This is a genomic window from Colwellia sp. RE-S-Sl-9, from assembly GCF_048296855.1.
Taxonomy (GTDB): Bacteria; Pseudomonadota; Gammaproteobacteria; order Enterobacterales; family Alteromonadaceae; genus Pseudocolwellia.
Genome location: NZ_CP182631.1, coordinates 46898 through 67992, shown reverse-complemented (window position 1 = coordinate 67992; position 21095 = coordinate 46898). Strand labels below are relative to the sequence as shown.

At 36.1% G+C, this 21095-nt stretch carries 16 protein-coding genes; 4 read left to right on the top strand and 12 right to left on the bottom strand.

What is annotated here, in order from left to right; translation table 11 throughout:
* Position 1: 1 nt before the first annotated feature.
* The 11 genes from ACM9HF_RS00280 to ACM9HF_RS00230 form a co-directional block, all read right to left on the bottom strand.
* Positions 2-1204 carry a bifunctional alpha/beta hydrolase/OsmC family protein gene (locus tag ACM9HF_RS00280; RefSeq protein ID WP_473613516.1) on the bottom strand — a complete coding sequence of 401 codons (1203 nt, stop codon included), beginning with the start codon at positions 1202-1204 and terminating at the stop codon, positions 2-4.
* Positions 1205-1256: 52 nt separating this feature from the next.
* Positions 1257-1763 carry a cytochrome P460 family protein gene (locus tag ACM9HF_RS00275; RefSeq protein ID WP_473613515.1) on the bottom strand — a complete coding sequence of 169 codons (507 nt, stop codon included), beginning with the start codon at positions 1761-1763 and terminating at the stop codon, positions 1257-1259.
* 188 nt (positions 1764-1951) lie between these two features.
* The gene (locus ACM9HF_RS00270; RefSeq protein WP_473613514.1) at positions 1952-2653 is read right to left on the bottom strand and encodes a DUF6445 family protein; all 702 of its coding nucleotides are present in this window, start codon (positions 2651-2653) and stop codon (positions 1952-1954) included.
* A gap of 5 nt (positions 2654-2658) precedes the next feature.
* A complete protein-coding gene (locus ACM9HF_RS00265) occupies positions 2659-4149 on the bottom strand; it encodes a tryptophan halogenase family protein (protein WP_473613513.1) in 1491 nt (496 codons plus the stop codon).
* Positions 4150-4206: 57 nt separating this feature from the next.
* Positions 4207-5223 carry a cupin-like domain-containing protein gene (locus ACM9HF_RS00260; protein WP_473613512.1) on the bottom strand — a complete coding sequence of 339 codons (1017 nt, stop codon included), beginning with the start codon at positions 5221-5223 and terminating at the stop codon, positions 4207-4209.
* Between the two features lie 9 nt (positions 5224-5232).
* Positions 5233-5961 carry a SapC family protein gene (locus tag ACM9HF_RS00255; RefSeq protein ID WP_473613511.1) on the bottom strand — a complete coding sequence of 243 codons (729 nt, stop codon included), beginning with the start codon at positions 5959-5961 and terminating at the stop codon, positions 5233-5235.
* Between the two features lie 47 nt (positions 5962-6008).
* Positions 6009-7595, bottom strand: a complete 1587-nt coding sequence (locus ACM9HF_RS00250; protein ID WP_473613510.1) for a tryptophan halogenase family protein — start codon at positions 7593-7595, stop codon at positions 6009-6011.
* Between the two features lie 244 nt (positions 7596-7839).
* A complete protein-coding gene (locus ACM9HF_RS00245) occupies positions 7840-10866 on the bottom strand; it encodes a TonB-dependent receptor (RefSeq protein WP_473613509.1) in 3027 nt (1008 codons plus the stop codon).
* Positions 10867-11155: 289 nt separating this feature from the next.
* Complete coding sequence (locus tag ACM9HF_RS00240) at positions 11156-12220, bottom strand: glycoside hydrolase family 43 protein (protein ID WP_473613508.1); 1065 nt, start codon at positions 12218-12220, stop codon at positions 11156-11158.
* 137 nt (positions 12221-12357) lie between these two features.
* Positions 12358-13698: a glycoside-pentoside-hexuronide (GPH):cation symporter gene (locus ACM9HF_RS00235; protein WP_473613507.1), complete on the bottom strand. Its 1341-nt coding sequence runs from the start codon at positions 13696-13698 to the stop codon at positions 12358-12360.
* A gap of 159 nt (positions 13699-13857) precedes the next feature.
* A complete protein-coding gene (locus ACM9HF_RS00230; protein WP_473613506.1) occupies positions 13858-14589 on the bottom strand; it encodes an NUDIX hydrolase in 732 nt (243 codons plus the stop codon).
* A gap of 380 nt (positions 14590-14969) precedes the next feature.
* Between ACM9HF_RS00230 and ACM9HF_RS00225 the strand changes: the two genes are divergently transcribed.
* Positions 14970-16151, top strand: coding sequence for an endo-1,4-beta-xylanase (locus tag ACM9HF_RS00225; protein ID WP_473613505.1), 1182 nt, complete (start codon positions 14970-14972; stop codon positions 16149-16151).
* A 121-nt stretch (positions 16152-16272) separates the two neighbouring features.
* Positions 16273-17889, top strand: a complete 1617-nt coding sequence (locus tag ACM9HF_RS00220) for a glycoside hydrolase family 43 protein (RefSeq protein ID WP_473613504.1) — start codon at positions 16273-16275, stop codon at positions 17887-17889.
* Positions 17890-17967: 78 nt separating this feature from the next.
* On the opposite strand, the gene ACM9HF_RS00215 is transcribed toward ACM9HF_RS00220, so the two are convergent.
* On the bottom strand, positions 17968-18966 hold the full coding sequence (locus tag ACM9HF_RS00215) for a substrate-binding domain-containing protein (protein ID WP_473613503.1): 999 nt from the start codon (positions 18964-18966) through the stop codon (positions 17968-17970).
* A gap of 184 nt (positions 18967-19150) precedes the next feature.
* On the opposite strand from ACM9HF_RS00215, the gene ACM9HF_RS00210 reads away from it, so the two are divergent.
* Together ACM9HF_RS00210 and ACM9HF_RS00205 are read left to right on the top strand one after the other, a co-directional pair.
* Entirely contained in the window at positions 19151-20002 is an 852-nt protein-coding gene (locus tag ACM9HF_RS00210) for a hypothetical protein (RefSeq protein WP_473613502.1), read from the top strand.
* A 10-nt stretch (positions 20003-20012) separates the two neighbouring features.
* Positions 20013-21011: a Kelch repeat-containing protein gene (locus tag ACM9HF_RS00205; protein WP_473613501.1), complete on the top strand. Its 999-nt coding sequence runs from the start codon at positions 20013-20015 to the stop codon at positions 21009-21011.
* Positions 21012-21095: the final 84 nt, after the last annotated feature.

Genomic DNA, 21095 nt, shown 5'->3' with positions numbered 1-21095 from the left:
GCTACTCAGCAAGACGAGTGACCACAGCCACTTTACTGTGCAATGTTTTATGTACTGGGCATTTATCAGCAATTTCTAAAAAGCGTGCAGTTTCTTGCTCGTTTAAACTTCCAACAAAACTAATATTACGCACAATAGCTTCTATTCCACTTTGTTGTTCACAATTTTCACAGTCTTCCTGATAATTACGCGTATGCGTTAGTTCAACTTTAATATGATCTACGGGGAGATTTTTACGCTGAGCATACATTCTTAATGTCATTGATGTACACGCACCTAAACCAGCTAGTAAATGATCGTAAGGATCTGGGCCTGAATTTTTACCTCCAACTTTAACAGGCTCATCGGCCAACCAATAATGACTTGCTGTACTCACATGCTGAGCAAACTTGTGATCTTTTTCTTCAACTAACACATGTCCTTGAGCAACACTGCTTTGATACGTTTTAGTGTCGCTTGGTACGTATCTACTTGCCCATGCGGCAATAACTTCTGCTACGTATTCAGAATCTTTCTTATGACTTAATAGGTGATCGGCATTGTCTAAGCTAACAAAGCTTTTAGGATGAAGTGCTGCTTGATAAATTTTTTCAGCTTCTGAAATATTAACCGTACTATCCACAGGAGAATGCATAACTAACAAGGCTTTTTTTAGCTTACTAATATGGCTATTTCCATAACTGTTAATATCGTCTAAAAACTGTTTTTGTATTTTAAAATTACGACCTGCAAGGCTAACTTCAGCTTCTCCGTTTGCTTCAATATCATCAATATGAGCAGCAAAATTATGTGCTACATGCGCCGCATCGGACGGAGAACCAATGGTGACTACGGCAACCGACTCTTCAACTTTTTCAGCAACACCTAATACTGCAGCGCCACCTAAACTATGACCAATAAGTAATTTGGGTGCGCTATATTCCTTACGTAAAAAGTCAGCAGCAGCCACTAAATCTTGAATATTTGAAGAAAAGTTCGTGTTCGCAAAGTCGCCATCACTATTACCTAAGCCAGTAAAGTCAAAACGTAACACGGCAATGCCTTTAGCGGTTAATGCTCTACTGATACGAGATGCAGCGGCAACGTCTTTACCACATGTAAAACAATGAGCAAACAATGCATAAAATTTAATATTCGTTTCAGGTGTTTCAAGTAATCCACTAAGCTTGTGGTCACCACTGGTAAACTCTACTTTTTGACGCATAAACGATTCCTCTTATTCGGTAATTTTATTAAGTTTATATACCCGTTACCAATTAAGGTAGTTGCACAGGTGTAGTGTATACCCAATCGTTTCCTTTAACAGGCGTATGACAAGAAATACATGATTGGTTCAAATCATCTTTATTACCATAAGGAACTTGATCTTTTCCTAACCAACGTGCCCATCCCCACCCTGTTCCATTAGATTTAAATTTTTTAGAATCTTTATACATAAATTCGGCATGAATAAAAGCTTCTGGTGCTATTGCGGTAGGCCAATTTTTTTCAGTTTTTTGTTTCCAAACAAGTTTAGCTAAAATAGCACCGTCTGGCCAAGGATTGGTTTGATTTGAACGTGATGCTTTAATGGCAATATCATTACCTAGAATAATTCTCATACTCTTGTTATCTGTTCTGTGTGAGGCAGAAATCACTCTCCAGTCTTTATAATTTTCAGGTAATGTTAGCCCATCTAAATTTGGTTTTACTTTGGTATCGACAGCAAATGATGTTGTAGAAAGAAGTGATGATAAAAGAATAAATAAATGAAAGGGTTTCATGTTTGGCTCCTTGAGTTTTGCATACATGCTGTATATAGAAAGACACCCAATAAAAAAAATTTCAATTATTTAAAAAATCAACATTACTTTATGAATAATGCTTACAACATATGGCAAAAAACATTGAATAAAAAGGGGAAAGCATGAAGTAAAACCATAGATGTGAATAGTTAGGAGATCGTAAAGGTTTATTTAAACTCAACAAAAAAGTTAGCGGTTAATCTACCTGTTGCAGGTTCGCCATTAATATCTGTAGCGGTATTTACTAAAGTTGAATGCAATAATTGTCCCGGAAAAATAATTAAACGATTTGCTTTGTAGGCTATTTTTTTATAACAAGTAAATTCACTGTGCTGTTCACCGCAGTAGTGAAAAGTATTTGTATTTAATGAATTAAAATAGTCATCTGCACATTGATAAAAATAATCTTTCGTACTGGCATCTATACGTTCTAAGCCACTTTTATTATTTTTGAAAAATCCAGTTCCACCGTGGTCGCCTTTGTTTAAATAATGAATAACAGCGATAAGGTTAGGGTTAGGCGTATCAAAATGCGGCCACGATTGCATGGCCGAAATATCTTCAGGTTGCTTTGTTATAAGTGAAAAATAATTGTCTTTGGGGGCGGGTTGTAAATGATTTGAAAATTTATATACACGATATAACACTTCTATTAATGGCTTTAAATACCCCACTACAAGCGCCTTGGGAATTGCCGAACGAATGCCCGGATAATTGCTTATTTCGTCAGGTTTAAATTGTCCGTTTGCAACAACATTGTCTGCTAATTCATCAAGGTTTTCCGCATAGTTATCAATAATAATAACAGGTATTTTATCTTGTCCTATGTACTCAACATTAAGCGTTGCTTGGCGATTGATCTTAATCACAATAATTACATGACACTTGATTGGCAGTAGTTTTTAATAAATTCGTTATGATCCGGAAAACTATTTACACGGCGTTCAATTGTCATTTTTATGTTATCTAAAAAACCTTTTAATTCGGTATCAGACATCATGTCGACTATTTGGTGGTAATACTTAGGCATTAGGCCTTGCCCTATCATCACTTGTATCCACGATGTTTCGCCAAACAACTCGCGTTCTGTTTTATAGGCGTTGCCGTTTTCTATAAATAAATTGATGCGTTGTTGTAAGCTTTCCGGAATTTCCATATTTTTGCAGTAACGCCAAAATGCGCTGTCTGTTCGCTGTGTTACATGATAATGCAGCACAATAAAATCTCTAATGTTATCTATTTCAAAACGCATTTTGTTATTAAAATCGTCAATATTTGCTTGCTCCATATTTTTTGACGGCAAGTTTTGCATTAAGCGAATAATACTCTGTTGAATTAAATGAATACTCGTTGACTCGAGTGGCTCAATAAATCCACTAGAAAGCCCAACAGCAACACAGTTTTTATTCCAATGTTTACGACGTGTGCCCGTTTTAAACTTAATAACACGAGGTTCGTTAAGCAACTCTCCTTCTATATTATTTAGAAGTGAGTCTTTAGCGTCTTCGTCTGATAAATGCTTACTACAAAATACAACACCGTTACCCATTCTATTTTGTAGCGGTATTTGCCATTGCCACCCCGCTTTATGCGCAATAGAGCGAGTGTACGGTACGGTTTTATTATGTATTTTGGTTTGCACTGCAATAGCACTATCACACGGTAACCAATGGCTCCAATCTTCGTAACCGGTATGTAAGGCTTGTTCAATCAACAAGCCTTTAAAACCAGTACAATCGATAAATAAATCGCCTTCAATTACCTTACCGTTATCTAATGCTATTGATTGAATAAAGCCGTTTTCTTCATTAACGTTAACTTGATTAATTTTACCTTCAACTCGTTTAACGCCATGTTCTTCAGCCATACCTCTTAAAAACTTAGCATATAATCCGGCATCAAGATGATAAGCATAATTACGGTCTTGATTGGGTACAACAGCAAATTTACCGCGTCTGCTTGCTACATGTTCAGGACAATAATCACCAATTTCGCTAACGATGCCTTGCTGGTTTCCTTTAACCCAAAAATGTTGAAAACCTGCAGCCCAACAGCCCTGACCTAAATACCCAAATGAATGAATGTAGTCTTGATTGACATCACGCCAATTTTCAAAAGAAATACCTAACTTAAAAGTAGCGTTAGTTGCCTTCATAACATCAGCTTCTTTTATTTTTAAAAGATCATGAAAGATATGTAATGTAGGAATGGTAGCTTCACCCACACCAACCGTAGGAATAAGATCTGACTCGACTAAAGTAATGTTTAGATTTTTGCCTAATAACTTTCCTAATGCTGCAGCTGCCATCCAACCTGCAGTACCACCGCCGGCAATAACCACATTTTTAATTGCTGATGAATTCATGATGTAATTCCTACTGTGTTAATAATATTAAAAAGTAAGAGCCTCTAAAAAGTAGCACTAACGTCTTAATTTGTTTTGTAAGTTTGCTCTTAAGATTCGAGCTTGTAATTCGTCTAACGGACTATTGAGAATGCTTTTTGCACTGTTTGTAATATGATTAAAATTATCTTTTTCATACTCAAAAACATAATGGTCAAATAAATGTTTCCATGCATTACGCTGTGCTTTAGGTAAATCTCTAATACTTAATATTGCGTGATGAAGTGCATCAGTAGGATTTCCCAAATAATTTGGACTTGTTCTCCACCAATGGTTGAGTAATACGTTAAGATCACCCAGCCCATCTACATGATGAAACCACATACTTGGCAGTAAAATAGCATCACCTGCTTCAAGCTCTGCAACCATAGCGTTATCGATAGCGTCTTTAAACTTAGGAAATTGCTCAAAGTCAGGTTGCTCAAAATCAACCAGACTAATAGGCTGACCACCCGGTGCTTTATCTAATGGCCCACAATAAAGGTTTTTAATTTGCTCAGGAGGAAATAAGGTAAAACGCCTTTTACCCACCACGCAACAAGCTAAGTTTTGTAAAAAATCGAAATGTGCGGCAACCTTACTTTTATTACCTAACCAGATGTTATAAATGGCGTTAGACAACAATGGCGATGCTAATGTTTCTTCTACAAGGCTAGGCAATATTTGTTTAATACTGGTTGAACCAATATAAATCGTTTTAGGTATTTTACAGTTAGCTTGTTCAAGTATTTCAGTTAACACATCACTTAATATTTGCGGTTTAGTCTGAAAATTAAAACCGCTCATATCATCATTATAAAAAATACGTCCTTGCTCTTTAGGCGCTAAATAACATGTATTAACAGTAATACCTTTTTCCATTTGTTTAAGGTATTCAACAGCATGTTCGTTAGACTGTTTCGCTGCTTTAACAATTGGCCAGCTACTCCCAAAACCTTTAAGAATTAAAGGCTCGTCAGAAGTTAATATCGCTTCGCTAATATTATTAGGCGTTACGTCAAAAAGCGTTTTTACTGTATTTTTTATAGATAACATAAATGATGATTAAGACGCTAGTTGGGCATTTTTTCGTGCGACTAAATCATGGATATGCACTTGTGATGCAATCACCATATATATCGCTTGAAGAAACCCTGCATTGTGTAACCTTATTAACTTGTCTTGTGAGAGAGCATTTAAATTATCTTCATTAATCGTATAAAAGCCCATTAACTGGTTTTTACTACCATCATTTAACTCAATATCTAAGGTTACTGATTCCAATAACTCGCAGGTGACCATAGCTTCTATAAAATCATTATTTTCTTGTAAACCAACATGCAACGACTCTAAAACATTCGCCATATGTTCTAAATAATCACTGTTACCGCCATACTCCAAAAATAAATCGATACCGTGTTCTGTATTTACTTTAGGAGAATCTAAATCAATGGTAATAACACGTTCTTGCGCGGTTACACCGTCTTTTACTACGTTTTGTTGCCCTATATAAAAAGGTAATCGTTGCACTGCTAACGGTATATACGTTGCATCCCACTTACCTTCTTTTAAAAATAAGTTATCGTCATTTTCAAAACCGAACAGAGTAATTGGCATAAACTGCCCTGTGTTACTGTCTTTATGAAATAAGATAGGATAGTGGGCTTGAGCACTTCTAAACTCCATAGGGAACGTTTGTGCATACCACACGTTGTCACCCATAACTGCTGAACGTTCAGCATTAATTTTTAAATCTTTATGTTCAATGTTGTTAAGTAGTACATGGTTTGCCATGAGGTGCCTCACTTTATAGTTATCATTATATTGTTGTTTACTGTTTGTTAAATGGTGGCTAGCCCATATTGTTTTATTTTATTAATTAGCATTCTGTTTGATTCCATCACTTTTGATAACTGCTGTCGTTTATGTTGTACATCAGCTAATGTTCGTTGAATAAGATCAGCATGTTCATTATTTTCTCGTGCTGAAACCGTATTAAATTGCATACCGTATAAAACATATTGATAACTTGCTGCAGGAAACAAAGGATTATTATGTGGAATATCGTAAGACGACGGCGCTTGATGCTGCCACAACTCAAGCATTTCTTGTAAAGATTCAGGCATACTTGATGGATCTCTATTATCTAACCAATAGTTTGAATCATCTCGTTTAGATAACACGTAATGTAGTTTTAAAAACTCGATAATTTGTTGCCAATGCTTAATAAATTTTTCATTAAAACGTTTAGCGGTTATCGCCATACTACGTTTAGTTACAGGAAGTTGATCACTGATCATTTGAGCCGCTTGCTCGACCATTGCTAATGCTGAAGCTTCGAGTGGTTCAATAAAACCAGCAGACATACCTACCGCAACACAGTTTTTGTGCCAAAATTTTTCATAATAACCAGGGTTAAACGACAATTTTCTTACTGAAGGTTCTGACTTTTTATGGCTTGTACTTAATGAGTTAAGGTATTGTTCAAGTGTACTTTCAGCCAGTGTATCGCTCGTGTGTTGACTTGAATAAACATAACCAACACCACAACGAGATTGTAGGCCTATGTTCCAAATCCAGCCAGATGCTTGTGCGGTAGACAAGGTACATGACGCAATAGGAGAGTTTTCATTAACGTAAGGTACTTGAACCGCTAATGCAGAGTCGTTAAACAATATTGATTTTTTTGAACAAAAAGGAATACCGAAATGTTTACCTAACAATAAAGACTGCGCACCAGAACAATCTATAAATAAATCACCTTGAATATCACCAGCGCATTGAGTTGATACTGAAGAAATATCACCGCTGTCATCATTATTTACCGCAACAATATGGGCTGAAATATGTTTTACGTTCAGCTTTTTTATACAATGATCTTTAAGTAATAATGAAAACTTTGTCGCATCAAGGTGATAGCCATAATTAGCAATATAGTCGTATGCTTTTAGTGTTATTTGTTTAGGCGCTAAATTTTCTTCACATAATACAGACTGATAACAAACTTGCTGAGCAAAAGACAATGTACTAGTTTCGGCAACAGTTAAAGATCCCATCACTGTACCTAAATTAAACTGAGAAGTGCCTTGGGGTAAAGAAAAGGGATGAAAATAAGAATGGCTAGTGTTGTTATGATTTAAAGGTGATTTTTGCCAATCAATAAATTTTGAGGCTTGTTTAAAACTCGCATCACAACAAGTAAATAAATCAGCTTCGTTAATACCTATTTTTTTTAGGGTTTCGCGCATTGAGGGCCACGTTCCCTCACCCACTCCAATAGTAGGAACATTTGGAGACTCGATAACGGTAACTGAAACTGTAGAGCAAGAAGATTGATGTTTAGTGTGTTTAGCTGCAATTAATCCCGCAGTGATCCAACCCGCAGTACCACCACCTACAATAACAATATTTTTTATTTCTGATTGCATATGCACCACTTAACCATTCAATAAATTTAAGTTTCTGTCCCTGTAATCAATAACTTTAGTACCTTAATCTACTACTAGACAACTTAAGGTTTATTTGACTATAACAAACAAGTAATCGAATTACTAGCTAAGGTAACTAAAGCCTCATGTAAAACGTAATAAGGTTAATCTAACTTAGATTAACGAATAATAGGCATAAAAAAAGCTACTAAAAAGTAGCTTTTTAAACAATTAAAACAACGTTTTAAAAGCTATACCTTGCACCTAAAGCATAACGTGCACCCGTTTGGGTTAATTTATAAGTAAGGCGATCATCACGACCATACTCATTGGTATATTCGTTGGTAATGTTAATACCTTCAAAAAATACCGTTAAACCTTCTAGGGCTGGCACTTCATAACTTACGTTAAAATCTATTTGGTCGTATGCTTCAGTATAAATTGGTGCTGTTAAATCACCATTTACACGGCGTTCATTTAAGAACTCATCACGCCAATTGTAGGCTATACGTACTTGCAATCCATTTTTATCATAAAAAGCAACCACGTTAGCTGTATCACTTAACCCTGTTAATGCAGCAGTATCTTGTAAAGAGTTATTATCATAAGCAAGACCTGAATCAACCATAGTATAGTTGAATACACCACCAAATCCTGAATCACCAAAAATGTGCTGAATATTAAATTCTAACCCATCAATTGTTTCTTCATTATCGCCGTTTACAGGCACATTTAATCTAAAGTTAACAATGTTATCTGTTGCCGGGTCACCAATAATTTTTCCGCCGTCTAAGTCACCATTTTCGTCAAATTTTGGTTGAACATTTGGATCATCAACGTAGTTTTCAAAGATATAGTTTCTAATATCTTGATTTGAAGCATTTGCACCTAATGCAGCAACAGCAGCGTTAAATTTAGCGCCATCAAGTGGATTAGGTAGACTGAAAATATCTGAATCAACAGTACCTGTAGTTATCCAATTAGTTACATCTTTTCTAAAGTAACCTAATGAAACATAACTACCTTCGTCGTAATACCACTCAGCAGAAATGTCAAAGTTTACTGACTCTAATGGTTTTAACCCTGGATTACCTGAGTTACCTGAGTAACCACTTAAACTACCACCTGTATTAACCGTTGTACCACCTTGCAATTGGCCATAAGAAGCACGAGAAATTGTTTTACCCGCTGCTGCTCTTAAGGTTATATCGTCAGTAAGTTCTAAATTAACATTTAAACTTGGTAGCACTTTACTGTAGTCAGCCGATTGACTTAATGTTTCAATGCCTGTTACACCTGTTACTGATGTAGACGTATCTTCGTTCCATTCAACACTGCTATATCCCGGAGCTGAAGCTATTGAGTCAACATCAGTTGATTCATGACGAACACCTAAATAGGCACTAAACGGCATACTTCCTAATTCACCTTCGTAACTCAGTTGTACGAAATACGCTGTGGTTTTTTCTTCAGTAAAACGGTTGGTATCTGCATCCCAGTTAGTTGATGCACAGAAATGGCCTTCACCGTTAGGTCCTGCTGATGCACCCGCAGGCGCTTTACAGTCACCCCATAAACTATCAACATTAGCTACTGGATCTGCAAACTCTGCAGCGCGAACAATTTCATCAAAATCAGCAAAGAAAATTTTGTTAAATAAATCGTAATCACCTTGTGTTGCTGTGCCTTCAAAGTTACCTGCTTTAGCATCAAACTTATCTAAAATAGTATCTTCACGCCAATCAACGTCAGCAAAATCACCTACTTCACCAACTCCTCCCCAATCGGCACGTTGAACTTGTGTATGACGGTAATGGTTATTAACCGTATTAACTGATACACCAAAATCGATACTTATTTCGTCGTTTAAGATGTACTCACCTTTTACTTGAGTTTGATCGACTTCTGAAGAGTATTTATCATTTGAGAACCAACTACCGGATAAACGCATAGTTTGTGGAGTAAATGCTTCAATATTACCTGTTGCTATACCTGGTAAATCCCCCGTTAAATCTAAACCTGTACGAGTACGAGTGTAAGAAGGTAATTGCATATTATTACGTGTACCATGGCGCGGATCTGTCGCTTGCATACTCGCTTTAGAACTATGATGATCAACAGTAATGTTTAATTTATCGCTAACTTGCCAATCGATGTTTAAACCCGTTGAGTCAGTTTTTTGTTCATTACCCCAAGCACCAACAGTTAAAGAAGTATCGGCAAGATCAGCATCACTATTAATTTCATAAATTTCAGAATAAATTAGTGGCACTGCATTTGGAGAACCGTCCCATACTGTTTCGCTACGATCGCCGGCATAGTTAAACCATACAGAAGCATCAGTATGTTGCTCTTCAATTTCATTACGAATTATTGTCTGATCTACAGTAATTGTTAAAGTTTCAATAGGCTTATATTGCAATACTAATTGGCCATTTAAACGTTTACGTTGACGCTCTTCAAACACATAACGAGGTTGTTGTGGGTTTGAATAATTACCACTTGTTGGTCTGTTTGTACCGCCGTCAGCACCAGCAGGTACACCACCCCAACCTGTGTTAGTGTAATCACTTGCTCTGTAGCCTTGGTCTTGTAAAAACTGTTGCATGCCACTTTCACGTTCTTGGTAACTACCTGAAATTGAAATACCAAACATTTCATCGGCAAACGTTTGTGAGTATAAACCGCTAATTTCTGGTGTTGTACTACCTTGGTCAGTTGAAGAATCGTTAACTAATTTCCCACCAATTGAAGCTTTAGTACCCGGAGACTGCAAAGGCTTATGTGTTTGTAAATCAATAGTTGCGCCAATACCACCTGATGTAACACTCGCATTAGATGTTTTATAAACAGTAACACCTGATACACTTTCTGAAGCAATGTTTGCAAAATCAAATGTTCTGTCACCCGTCGTTGTAGGTAATTGACGACCATTTAATGTAATTAAGTTTTTATCTGCACCAAAACCACGAACTGTAACTTTACTACCTTCACCACTTGCACGGTCAATTGAAACACCAGTAATACGCTGTAAAGATTCGGCTAAGTTAGTATCTGGAAATTTCCCCATATCTTCAGCAGAAATTGCATCAACAATACCTTCTGAAGCACGTTTTACATCCATAGCGCGTAATAAACTACCACGTATCCCCGTTACGGTAATAACTTCTACTTCCTTCACTTCGCTTTCTTCTGCATAACCCATAGTTGACACGGTCATTGAACCTAGCGCGGCTAAGATGGAGGTAGTTAATATCTTTTTATTAAACATTTGAGTCCCCTGATTTTTTATATTTATTTTATTATTGTCAAAATGACAATTACATTTTTAACACAATATATTCAAAATGACAATAAGGTATTTTAACGAAAAATTATTTTTTACTTATATCGTAAATCTTTAAAACTAAAACCTGAAATTCTTTAAAATCTAAAATCACCGAACTAAAAACATTAAATTCAATACGTTATAAATAACACCTTGCTTTAGTAAATAAAGCTTAGTACATTACAAATAAAAGTCTAATTGACTATATCTTAATTCGGTAAATTTTTTAGTCTTACTCGTAAGCGTCTACCGTTTCAATCTTTCCATTTTCATCATGGATCAATTCGGTCATTTTAACGCAACGTAAGTGAGTTTGACCGCCTGACAAGCTGCTATCGTGATAAAACAAATACCACTTCCCTTCATAGCAGGTAATAGAATGATGATTTGTCCAGCCTAATACAGGGTTTAAAATAACGCCTTGATAAGTAAACGGACCATAAGGTGAAGAGCTAGTTGCATAAGCTATTTTATGGGTATCACCAGTAGAGTAAGAAAAATAATAAACGCCATTATATTTATGCACCCAAGGGCCTTCAAAAAAGCGTCGATTATTATCACCTACGGTTATTGGATCACCATTTTCATCAATAATAATGATATCTTTAGGCTCTTCAGCTAGCTCAAGCATATTAGATGAAAGCTTTGCCATTTTAGCAGGCAAAGCCGCTTCATTATCTGCAGGGTATTTGTCTTCTTTATTAAATTTACCCTCATGCCAGTTTTGTAACTGCCCTCCCCATAAACCACCAAAATAAAGGTAATAACTACCGTCATCATCTTCATACACAGCGGGATCTATACTAAAAGTTCCTTGAATGTAGTCAGGTTCAGCTTTAAAAGGCCCTGTCGGAGATGAACTACTAGCTACTCCGATCCTAAATATCCCCTCTTTATCTCTCGCTGGAAAATAAAAATAATAAGTCCCTTCTTTATGCGCTGCATCAGGTGCCCACATTTGCTTACTTGCCCATGGCACATCATCTACATGAAGTGCTACACCGTGATCTGTCGCGCTAAAATCATCTTTATCAAGCGACAATACATGGTAATCATTCATAGCAAAATGGTCACCATCATCATTTATACTACTTTCTGATTCAACATCATGAGATGGGTAAACATAAATTTTACCGTCAAAAACATGCGCAGATGGATCTGCCGTATATATGTGCTTAACAAGGGGCTCACTTTTATCTTTCAATAAATTGGCGCGCTCTATATCTTTTTGTTGAATTTGCTCTGCATGACTCAACGTTTCAGATGCCCTATGTTTTTCTTGTGCAGGTCTTGTCATGAAATCTCCTATGTACGATTTTACTTTATGATGACTAAGTTATTTAGCGCGATGCTTTAACAACAAAGCTTTTAGCGCTAAATATAAAGGTTAACGGTTTGTTTAAAATATTTGTTAAAACACGGCGTATTACCGTATTACTTTGTAATTGATGCTTGAATACTTTCGACTTCAAGCTCGGTTAATTTGTATTTTTTGATCAGTACTAAACTTATCACCATGCAAATAACGGGTATGCCGGCAAATGCGAGTAAAATACCACTCAGCGTATCCGCCGACTGAACTTGATTAGGTACGTAGTTGTAACTCGCTAAGATCCAACCAGCTAAAGCCCCACCAATGGCAAAACCAAATTTAATCGCTAATAAATGCCCTGAAAAGGTAATAGCGGTAAGACGTTTTCCTATTTTAAGCACACCATAATCAACCGTGTCTGCCACCATAGAAAACATAATGGGCGTCAACATCATATGAGCAAAGTTAGCAATAAAATAAAGGATAAAAATAGCGACTATTTGGCTTGAATCTACAACATAGAAAAGACTATGCGATATGATCACAATCACAATAGCCACTTGAAATAAGACTTTTTTCTCAAAGTATTTGGTTAAAAAGTTGGTGGATACCGCACCTAAAACTGAACCTATTGCAGCAACAGTTAAAAATGTAGAAATTAACGACTCTTCGCCCACATAATATTTAATATAATGTGGAGCAACTGCGGCACGAATACCAATAAGGGTTAAGGTAGCTAAGCTAATTGCAGCAATAATAACCCACTGGTCATTTTTAAATAACGAAAAGAATTCGGTAAAAACATTTTTACGATTTCCTTCAACAGGCGGCAGCTTAGCTTCTTTGGTCATTTTAAAACAAAAAACAAAACAAATGGCAGCTAAAGTTCCCATGAAGGCCATGGCTAATGGATAACCTACTCGATCATTTCCTTCACCAAAAAATTCAACAAGTTTTGGCAGCGCCCACACAATAATAACTAATGCAGCCATTGCCATAGCAAATCGGTATGACTGTAATGAAGCACGTTCTTTAGGTGAGTCAACCATTACACCACCCAAAGCACCATAAGGAATATTAATAGCGGTATAACAGGTCATTAATAATCCGTAGGTAATGTAGGCATATACCAATTTACCCGTTGCATCAAAATCAGGAGTAATAAAAGCTAAACAAGCAAACACGCCGTAAGGTACCGCTAAAAATAATAAATAAGGACGATAAGCTCCCCACTTAGTACGGGTTCTGTCGGCAATACTGCCCATAATAGGATCAGTAAATCCGTCAAATAACCTTACAGTAAGCAGCAATGTTCCAGCTGCCGCTGCAGATAAGCCATAAACGTCGGTGTAAAATATCAGCATAAAATTGGCAACCATCTGGAAAACAATATTGCTTGCCGTGTCACCTAATCCATAACCAAATTTTTCTTTAACAGTTAACTTGTTTTTTTCGTTTTGCATGGATACCCCAAATACAATTTTATAATGGTTTAACTATCGATATAGTCCAAAATACTATATCTAAATTATTCGGATGTAAACATCTATATGATTAAGAGAGAAATTAAAGCAAAAAAAAAGACAACGAATGTTGTCTTTTAGAGAAAAATATTAAATGAACTAAAACTCGAATGTAAATCCAAATTCTTTCAGTTTTTCATATACATTAACGTCAAATCGATACAAAGTTGCTGCTCTATGCGCTACCTTTTTCTGCTTTTCTTCGCAGTTTATCAATAAATTCATTTTTTGAATTTTACGACGAAAATTGGGTTTATCTAACGTTTTATTTAAAATAGCTTCGTAAATTTCTTGTAATTCAAGCAAGGTAAATTTTTCAGGTAATAAATTAAAACCAATAGGTTCATGGCGTACTTTGTATTTTAAATAATTCAAACCTGCCGCTAAAATATCCGCATGATCAAACATTAAAGGAGGTAAATCGTAAACATCAAACCATTCACATTCAAACGCGTTTTCTCCGCTAATTAAATTGGTTTCTTCATGCCTAACTAACGAATAAAAAACGATAGTAATAATTCGACTGGCTGGATACCTATCTACTGCACCAAATGCACCTAATTGATCAAGGTAAAGATTATCTACATTGGTTGTTTTTTTAACTACACGTAAAGCTGCATCTTCTAAGTTTTCATCATTTCTAACCCAATGCCCTATTAATCCCCATTTATTAGCAGCTAACCCACGATTATACTTTACTAAAAGTACTTTTAACTTACTCTCATGCAAAGTAAAAATAAGGTTATCTACCGTCAGGTTACGAATACAGTCTTCAGGAATTGTTTCTTCAGCAAGCGAAACGCTTGGTAAATTAGATGAATTGTGATGCATATGGCTGCTCTTGATTATTATTACAATAAATTAAATATTAAATAATGATAACGGGTATAGTAATTAAGACTATTAGAATGCCTCGTAGAATACATTTTACCTCACCATAAAGCAATATTTCGTTAAAGCGGCTTGTCAAAAAACAGTCCTCATTACCACCTTACTTTGTTAACAATCACTTAAATAGATTGTGTGCGCTACTTTACCATTTTAACTTAATTATCCACATATAAATAAAATAACAAGCCAACAAAAGTATTTAATTAATTGTTATATATAGATTAATAAAATTTATACAAAAAAAATTATAATATTTATTGAATAATGGAAGCTTTACAGACTATAGTAATAGTCATAAATACAATTAGATTACAATAACTATGAAACATAACTCGTTAAAAACACTATTAACTTTTATTCCAGCGATAACCCTTACACTGTCAGCTTGCGGTAATATGCAAGAAACACCAACAGAGCAAAGTAAAAGTACTGCATCTACTATTATGCAAAAAAATACTGATGATTCTGCACTAAAAGAGCTATTCGCCAACAAATATAAAATAGGTACCGCATTAAGTAGAGAACAAATAATTGGTAATTCAACTAATGTACTGCCTTTTGTTAATCAGCAGTTTAATGCAGTTACACCTGAAAACTCGATGAAATGGGAACGTATTCACCCTGAAGATGGCGTATATGATTTTGAAGCAGCTGATGCACTTGTTGAATTTTCTAACAAAAACAATCACTTTTTTACTGGCCATACTTTAGTTTGGCACTCTCAAGTGCCTGATTGGGTATTCGAACATAAAGACGGCACACCATTAAATAGAGCTGAATTACTTAAACGTATGGAAGATCATATCAATACCGTTGCAGGTCGTTATGCAGGAAAAATAGATGCATGGGACGTGGTTAATGAAGCATTAAACGAAGATGGTACTTTACGTAAGTCTAAGTGGTTAAACATTATTGGCGACGACTTTATCGAACAAGCGTTTATTATGGCCGCGAAAGCAGCACCAAAAGCTAAGCTTTATTACAACGACTACAACTTATACAAACCAGAAAAACGTAATGGGGTATTAAATTTAGTTAAACGACTACAAAGTAAAGGTATACGTATAGATAGCGTAGGTATGCAAGCTCATTACTCGTTAACATCGCCAAGCTTAACAGAAGTTGAAGATTCAATTAAAGCTTACAGCGCTTTAAATATAGACGTATTAATTACTGAATTAGATGTATCCGTTATTCCATTTCCAGATGAAAAAAACATGGGTGCTGATGTTTCTCTAAACATGAAATTACAAGATGAGTTTAACCCGTATCCGAACGGCTTACCTACTGAAATAGAAAACCAATTAGGTGATCGTTACAGAGCTTTATTCAACATATTTAACAAACATCAAGATGTTATTAAACGTGTTACTTTTTGGGGTGTAAGTGACGCTAACACGTGGAGAAATGATTGGCCAATGCCTGGACGTACAGATTATCCTTTGTTGTTCGATCGTCAGTTAAAAGCAAAACCTTTTGTTTCAAGTCTTAATAAGCAATAAGTTACATTTAATCAATAACGTTGAAGATGAAATTTTTCTCCCAGTAACCATAAGCTTTTACAGTTATGGTTACTTTTTTTTAGGGCTAGAACTGCCAACCTACATAACGATAGAGTAAATAATGAAAACAATATCAAACCCCATCTTAAAAGGTTTTAACCCTGACCCGAGTATTATAAGAGTGGACGACGATTATTACATTGCTACCTCAACATTTGAGTGGTTTCCTGGTGTACAAATTCATCACTCAAAAGACTTGGTCAACTGGAAGTTAATTACACGTCCCCTCAACAGAATCTCGCAACTTGATATGAAAGGCGTGCCCGACTCTTGCGGTGTATGGGCGCCCTGTTTAAGCTATGTTGATGGCGTTTTTTATTTGGTATACACCAATGTAAAAAACTTTAATGGCGATTGGAAAGACACACCTAACTATGTTGTGAGTGCAACAGATATTAAAGGGCCTTGGTCAAAGCCTGACTTTATTAACTCAAGTGGTTTTGATCCGTCTTTATTTCACGATGATAACGGTAAATCTTATTGCTTAAACATGATTGTAGACCACAGAAACAGTAAATTTTTTGGTGGTATTATCATTCAAGAATTTGATCGTAATTTAAAAAAGACCATAGGTAAAATTCATCATATATTTACCGGTAGCGAACACGGTTTAACGGAAGGCCCCCATATTTATAAAAAAAATGGCTATTACTATTTACTTACCGCAGAAGGAGGTACAAGTTATAACCATTGTGTATCGTTAGCACGATCAACGTCTATTTTGGGGCCCTACGAAATACATCCTAATAACCCCGTTATTACAGCTAAAAATGCGCCGAGTAATTACCTACAAAAAACAGGACATGCCGATTTAGTAGAAACACAAAATGGCGAATGGTACATGGTGTTTCTTACAGGTCGTCCGTTAACCGAACAAGGGCGATGCATTACTGGTAGAGAAACCGCAATAGAAAAGGTTGTGTGGAAAGAAGATAACTGGCTCTACTTAGACCACGACTCACAAGAGGCACGCCAGCATGTTCCTGCACCAAATTTATCTGAACATACATTTAAACCCGAAACACAACGTATTACGTTTGACTCTCCTTCTTTAGATATTAACTTTCAAAGTTTACGTGTTCCCATGACCTATGCATGGATAAGTCAAACAGATAGACAAAAACACCTACGCTTATATGGCCGAGAATCTCTTAGCTCTTGTTTTGAGCAAAGTTTACTCGCCAGAAGAGTACAAGCTCACCATACCGTAGCCTCTACCTGTATTGAGTTTTCACCTGAAAACTTTCAGCAAATGGCAGGTTTGGTTTGTTACTACAATACAACGCATTATCATTATGTGTATATTTCAGGTGACGATATAAACGCTTATTCAGGGAAAAAATTTATTAACGTTTTAACTTGCGACGACAATAAAACATCGCACCCTATCAGCCAACCTATTGATATATCTCAAGTTGAAAAAATATATCTTAAAGCTGAATTTAATAGAGCGGTTATACAGTTTTACTACGCAGTAGAAACAAAAGATAACCAACCTAAATGGCAAAAAATAGGACCAGAATTAGACGGTAGTATTTTATCTGACGATTATGTAGTGCATACAGAAAAAGGTTATTCCCCTTGCTTTACAGGCGCATTTTATGGACTAGCTTGCCAAGATCTATCGGGACAGAAAATTCACGCCGACTTTGAGTATTTTGAATACCAAGAAAAGTAATATCGAAAGCTCTACAGAACTTAGGCTTACATGATTTAATATCACTCGATGTAAGCCTAATTTTAAAAATGGATAAAATTAAATGCTTTCCCCTTCATCCAAAGTAAATCCTAAATCAATATAAGTTTCTATTTCTTCTAACCCATCAATTCTCGCTAATAACTGTTCAGCAGCCACTTGGCCAATACGAAACCTTGGGGTAATAACACTAGCCAAAGCAGGAGAATAAAGCTGTCCCATATCGTGTCCATGCATCCCCGTAATCCCTAATTCATCAGGTACTTTTATGCCCTTTCTTTTGCAACTTAACAACATTCCCATCGCAACATCATCGTTCGTACAAATAACACCATCAACTTTAGGGTCAATAGACAAAATATCTTCTAAAATCTCTGAGCCTAAACGGATAGAAGAAAACTCAGGAGAACGAAAAATTAATGGCGTTAGCTGATAAGACAAAACCGCCTCTTCGTAACCTTGCTGTCGTAATAAATCACGTATATCACCTTTAGCGCCTATATAAGCTATGTTTTTATAGCCTTTATCTAGCATGTTTAACGTCATTTGTTTAGCTGCTGCTAAATTGTCAAAACCCACCGCTTGCTGAATAGGTGGAGTACAGGTATCCATAATCTCTGTAACAGGAACCCCAGAAGAATCAATCATACGTAATGTATTTTGACTATGCACACTCTCAGAAAGTATAAGTCCATCAACATGATACCCCAGCAACGAGCTAATTCTTTTTTCTTCAAGCTCAGGAGAATACGCATAATGAGCAATCATAATTTGATAGCCAGCAGGTTCAGTAACCGACTCAATTCCACGTAATACTTCATCAAAAACATGATTTGAGATCGAGGGAAATAACACACCAATAGCATGACTACGGCCTTTTGAAAGAATATTAGGCGCTTTATTAGGAATATAGCCAAGTTTATTAATGGCGTTTTGAATCTCTTTACGCGAAGATTCAGCAACCAATTTAGGATCTTTTAAAAAACGGCTAACCGTCATTTTAGTCATACCCACAACGTCAGCAATGTCTTGTAATGTTGTTCTTCTCGATTTACTCATAATTCATTGTGTTAACAACACATCCCCTAAAAAATTGGCTTAACTATTATATTAATAAAGACACTTAAAGTCTCTGTAACAATAAAAAGATTGTCCTACAAAAATGTTACTGGTAACGTACTATACTCAAAAACATTATAGTCAATAAGACTAGAATTGAAATAACCTAATAACGAGACTTTACATGACTAAACAACTATTAACCTTAACCTTAACCTTAACCTTACTCATCACCACATTATTTTCTTGGAACAGCTACAGTGCTGAAGCAAAATTTAATAAAGAGAATGACTTACTATTATTAAATTTTGATCTTAAAACAGACGTTGACGATGCACACACTATCGCAGCGTTAGACTTAATACTGCAATCAAACGAATTTAAAAACATTAACTATTACGCCATTAGCGGTACATACGGAATACAAGCCGGCTTATACGTACCTGCCGATGAGTTATTCAATATAGTTTTCAAACAAAAATGGACTGACGCACATCAATACAGACAAACATCTATAAACAAAACCGTTAAAAAAATTAATCAAACCTTAACGGCAGGCGGAAGAATTTGGATTGCAGAAGCGGGCCAAAGCGACTTCACACAAGAACTCATTGAAGCCCTTACAGAGTATGGAATTAAATACACTAAAGACCAAATTCTTGTTGTACAACACGCTACATGGAACGAAAAAGAAACCAGTGTTGACGGCTTAGCTTTTGTAAAAGCACACACAACTTACATAAAAATTGAAGACGGAAATAAAGAAAACAACGGCACACCGGGTTTTAACAACAAAGATTACTCAGTAAAAAACCTTGAAAATAAAAACCTTATTTCATCTCAAGCCTGGACTGAAGCCAACAGAGTTAGTACAAAATACAACGGTGTAAATGGTCGATACAACAACCAAGCGATTTCTGATGGCGGCGCTGATTTTTCAGATCTTGTTGAAATAACGTATATTTTAGGTATAACAGATGTAGAAACCGTTGCGAAATTCTTTACTAAATTTAATAAAACTCGCTCAACTAACTAAGAGATAAAGTATGAAAAAAACCATCATATTAAAAGCCCTTGTAGCCTTAACCGCTGCCACTTTACTTATATGTAATGTAGCCAAAGCTGAAACTTGGGAAACGATAGAAACCTCTAACGCCTTTTCTGCGCGTCACGAAGCAGGCTTTATTAAATTTGAAAACAAAGGATATTTGATTGGTGGTAGAGGGATCAAAAACGTTGATGAATTTAACCCTGATAGCCTAAGTTGGCAGCCTTTACAAAAATCTCCTCTTGAATTGCATCACTTTCAGCCCGCTGTTTGGCAAAATATCATAGTTGTAGCTGGAGCCATGACAGGTCGCTACCCTGCTGAAAAACCAGTAAAAAATATTTATTTCTTTTACCCAAAAGAAAATAAATGGCAACAAGGTCCTGCTATACCAAAAGATCGCTTAAGAGGTGGTGCCGTTACAGTCGTTAAAAATAATGCACTCTACCTTATTGGTGGCATAACCAACGGACACCTTGATGGCAACGTTAACTGGGTTGACCGCTACGACTTCATCACTAAAACATGGACCGCATTACCCGATGCACCACATGCACGCGACCATGCGCAAGGCACGCTTATCAACAATAGTATTTACGTTGCAGGCGGACGCCGTACTTTAGGACAAAACAAACAAGTATTTGAATTGGTTGAACCTAAAGTTGATGTTTACAATATTGAAACAAACACATGGCAAGTAATGGAAGCTGATTTACCAACACCACGAGCAGGTAATTCGGTATTTTCTTATAACAATAATTTAATCGTAGTGGGTGGAGAAAGTGCAGACCCAACTAAAGCCCATGAAGAAGTGCATTTATTTAATACCACTACCCAAAAATGGCAAACCAAACCCTCTTTAAAACGAGGTAGACACGGCAGTGGTGTTATAGAAATGAATGGCTACTTATGGATAGCTTCAGGTTCTGGTATGCAAGGCGGTTCGCCCGAGTTGAAGTCAGTTGAACGTATTAAAGTAGAAAAGGTTTTTGACTAAGTAATTGAGGCATATTTAAGCAAGGGCTCGCCCTTGCTTAAATATGTACTAGAAAATACGGTTTAAGGCTTTTGATCCACTTCA

Excerpts from the sequence above, each read along its gene's own strand:
- ACM9HF_RS00280 (WP_473613516.1), bottom strand. The coding sequence starts at position 1,204 with ATGCGTCAAAAAGTAGAGTTTACCAGTGGTGACCACAAGCTTAGTGGA.
- ACM9HF_RS00275 (WP_473613515.1), bottom strand. The coding sequence starts at position 1,763 with ATGAAACCCTTTCATTTATTTATTCTTTTATCATCACTTCTTTCTACA.
- ACM9HF_RS00265 (WP_473613513.1), bottom strand. The coding sequence starts at position 4,149 with ATGAATTCATCAGCAATTAAAAATGTGGTTATTGCCGGCGGTGGTACT.
- ACM9HF_RS00260 (WP_473613512.1), bottom strand. The coding sequence starts at position 5,223 with ATGTTATCTATAAAAAATACAGTAAAAACGCTTTTTGACGTAACGCCT.
- ACM9HF_RS00255 (WP_473613511.1), bottom strand. The coding sequence starts at position 5,961 with ATGGCAAACCATGTACTACTTAACAACATTGAACATAAAGATTTAAAA.
- ACM9HF_RS00250 (WP_473613510.1), bottom strand. The coding sequence starts at position 7,595 with ATGCAATCAGAAATAAAAAATATTGTTATTGTAGGTGGTGGTACTGCG.
- ACM9HF_RS00245 (WP_473613509.1), bottom strand. The coding sequence starts at position 10,866 with ATGTTTAATAAAAAGATATTAACTACCTCCATCTTAGCCGCGCTAGGT.
- ACM9HF_RS00240 (WP_473613508.1), bottom strand. The coding sequence starts at position 12,220 with ATGACAAGACCTGCACAAGAAAAACATAGGGCATCTGAAACGTTGAGT.
- ACM9HF_RS00235 (WP_473613507.1), bottom strand. The coding sequence starts at position 13,698 with ATGCAAAACGAAAAAAACAAGTTAACTGTTAAAGAAAAATTTGGTTAT.
- ACM9HF_RS00230 (WP_473613506.1), bottom strand. The coding sequence starts at position 14,589 with ATGCATCACAATTCATCTAATTTACCAAGCGTTTCGCTTGCTGAAGAA.
- ACM9HF_RS00225 (WP_473613505.1), top strand. The coding sequence starts at position 14,970 with ATGAAACATAACTCGTTAAAAACACTATTAACTTTTATTCCAGCGATA.
- ACM9HF_RS00220 (WP_473613504.1), top strand. The coding sequence starts at position 16,273 with ATGAAAACAATATCAAACCCCATCTTAAAAGGTTTTAACCCTGACCCG.
- ACM9HF_RS00215 (WP_473613503.1), bottom strand. The coding sequence starts at position 18,966 with ATGAGTAAATCGAGAAGAACAACATTACAAGACATTGCTGACGTTGTG.
- ACM9HF_RS00210 (WP_473613502.1), top strand. The coding sequence starts at position 19,151 with ATGACTAAACAACTATTAACCTTAACCTTAACCTTAACCTTACTCATC.
- ACM9HF_RS00205 (WP_473613501.1), top strand. The coding sequence starts at position 20,013 with ATGAAAAAAACCATCATATTAAAAGCCCTTGTAGCCTTAACCGCTGCC.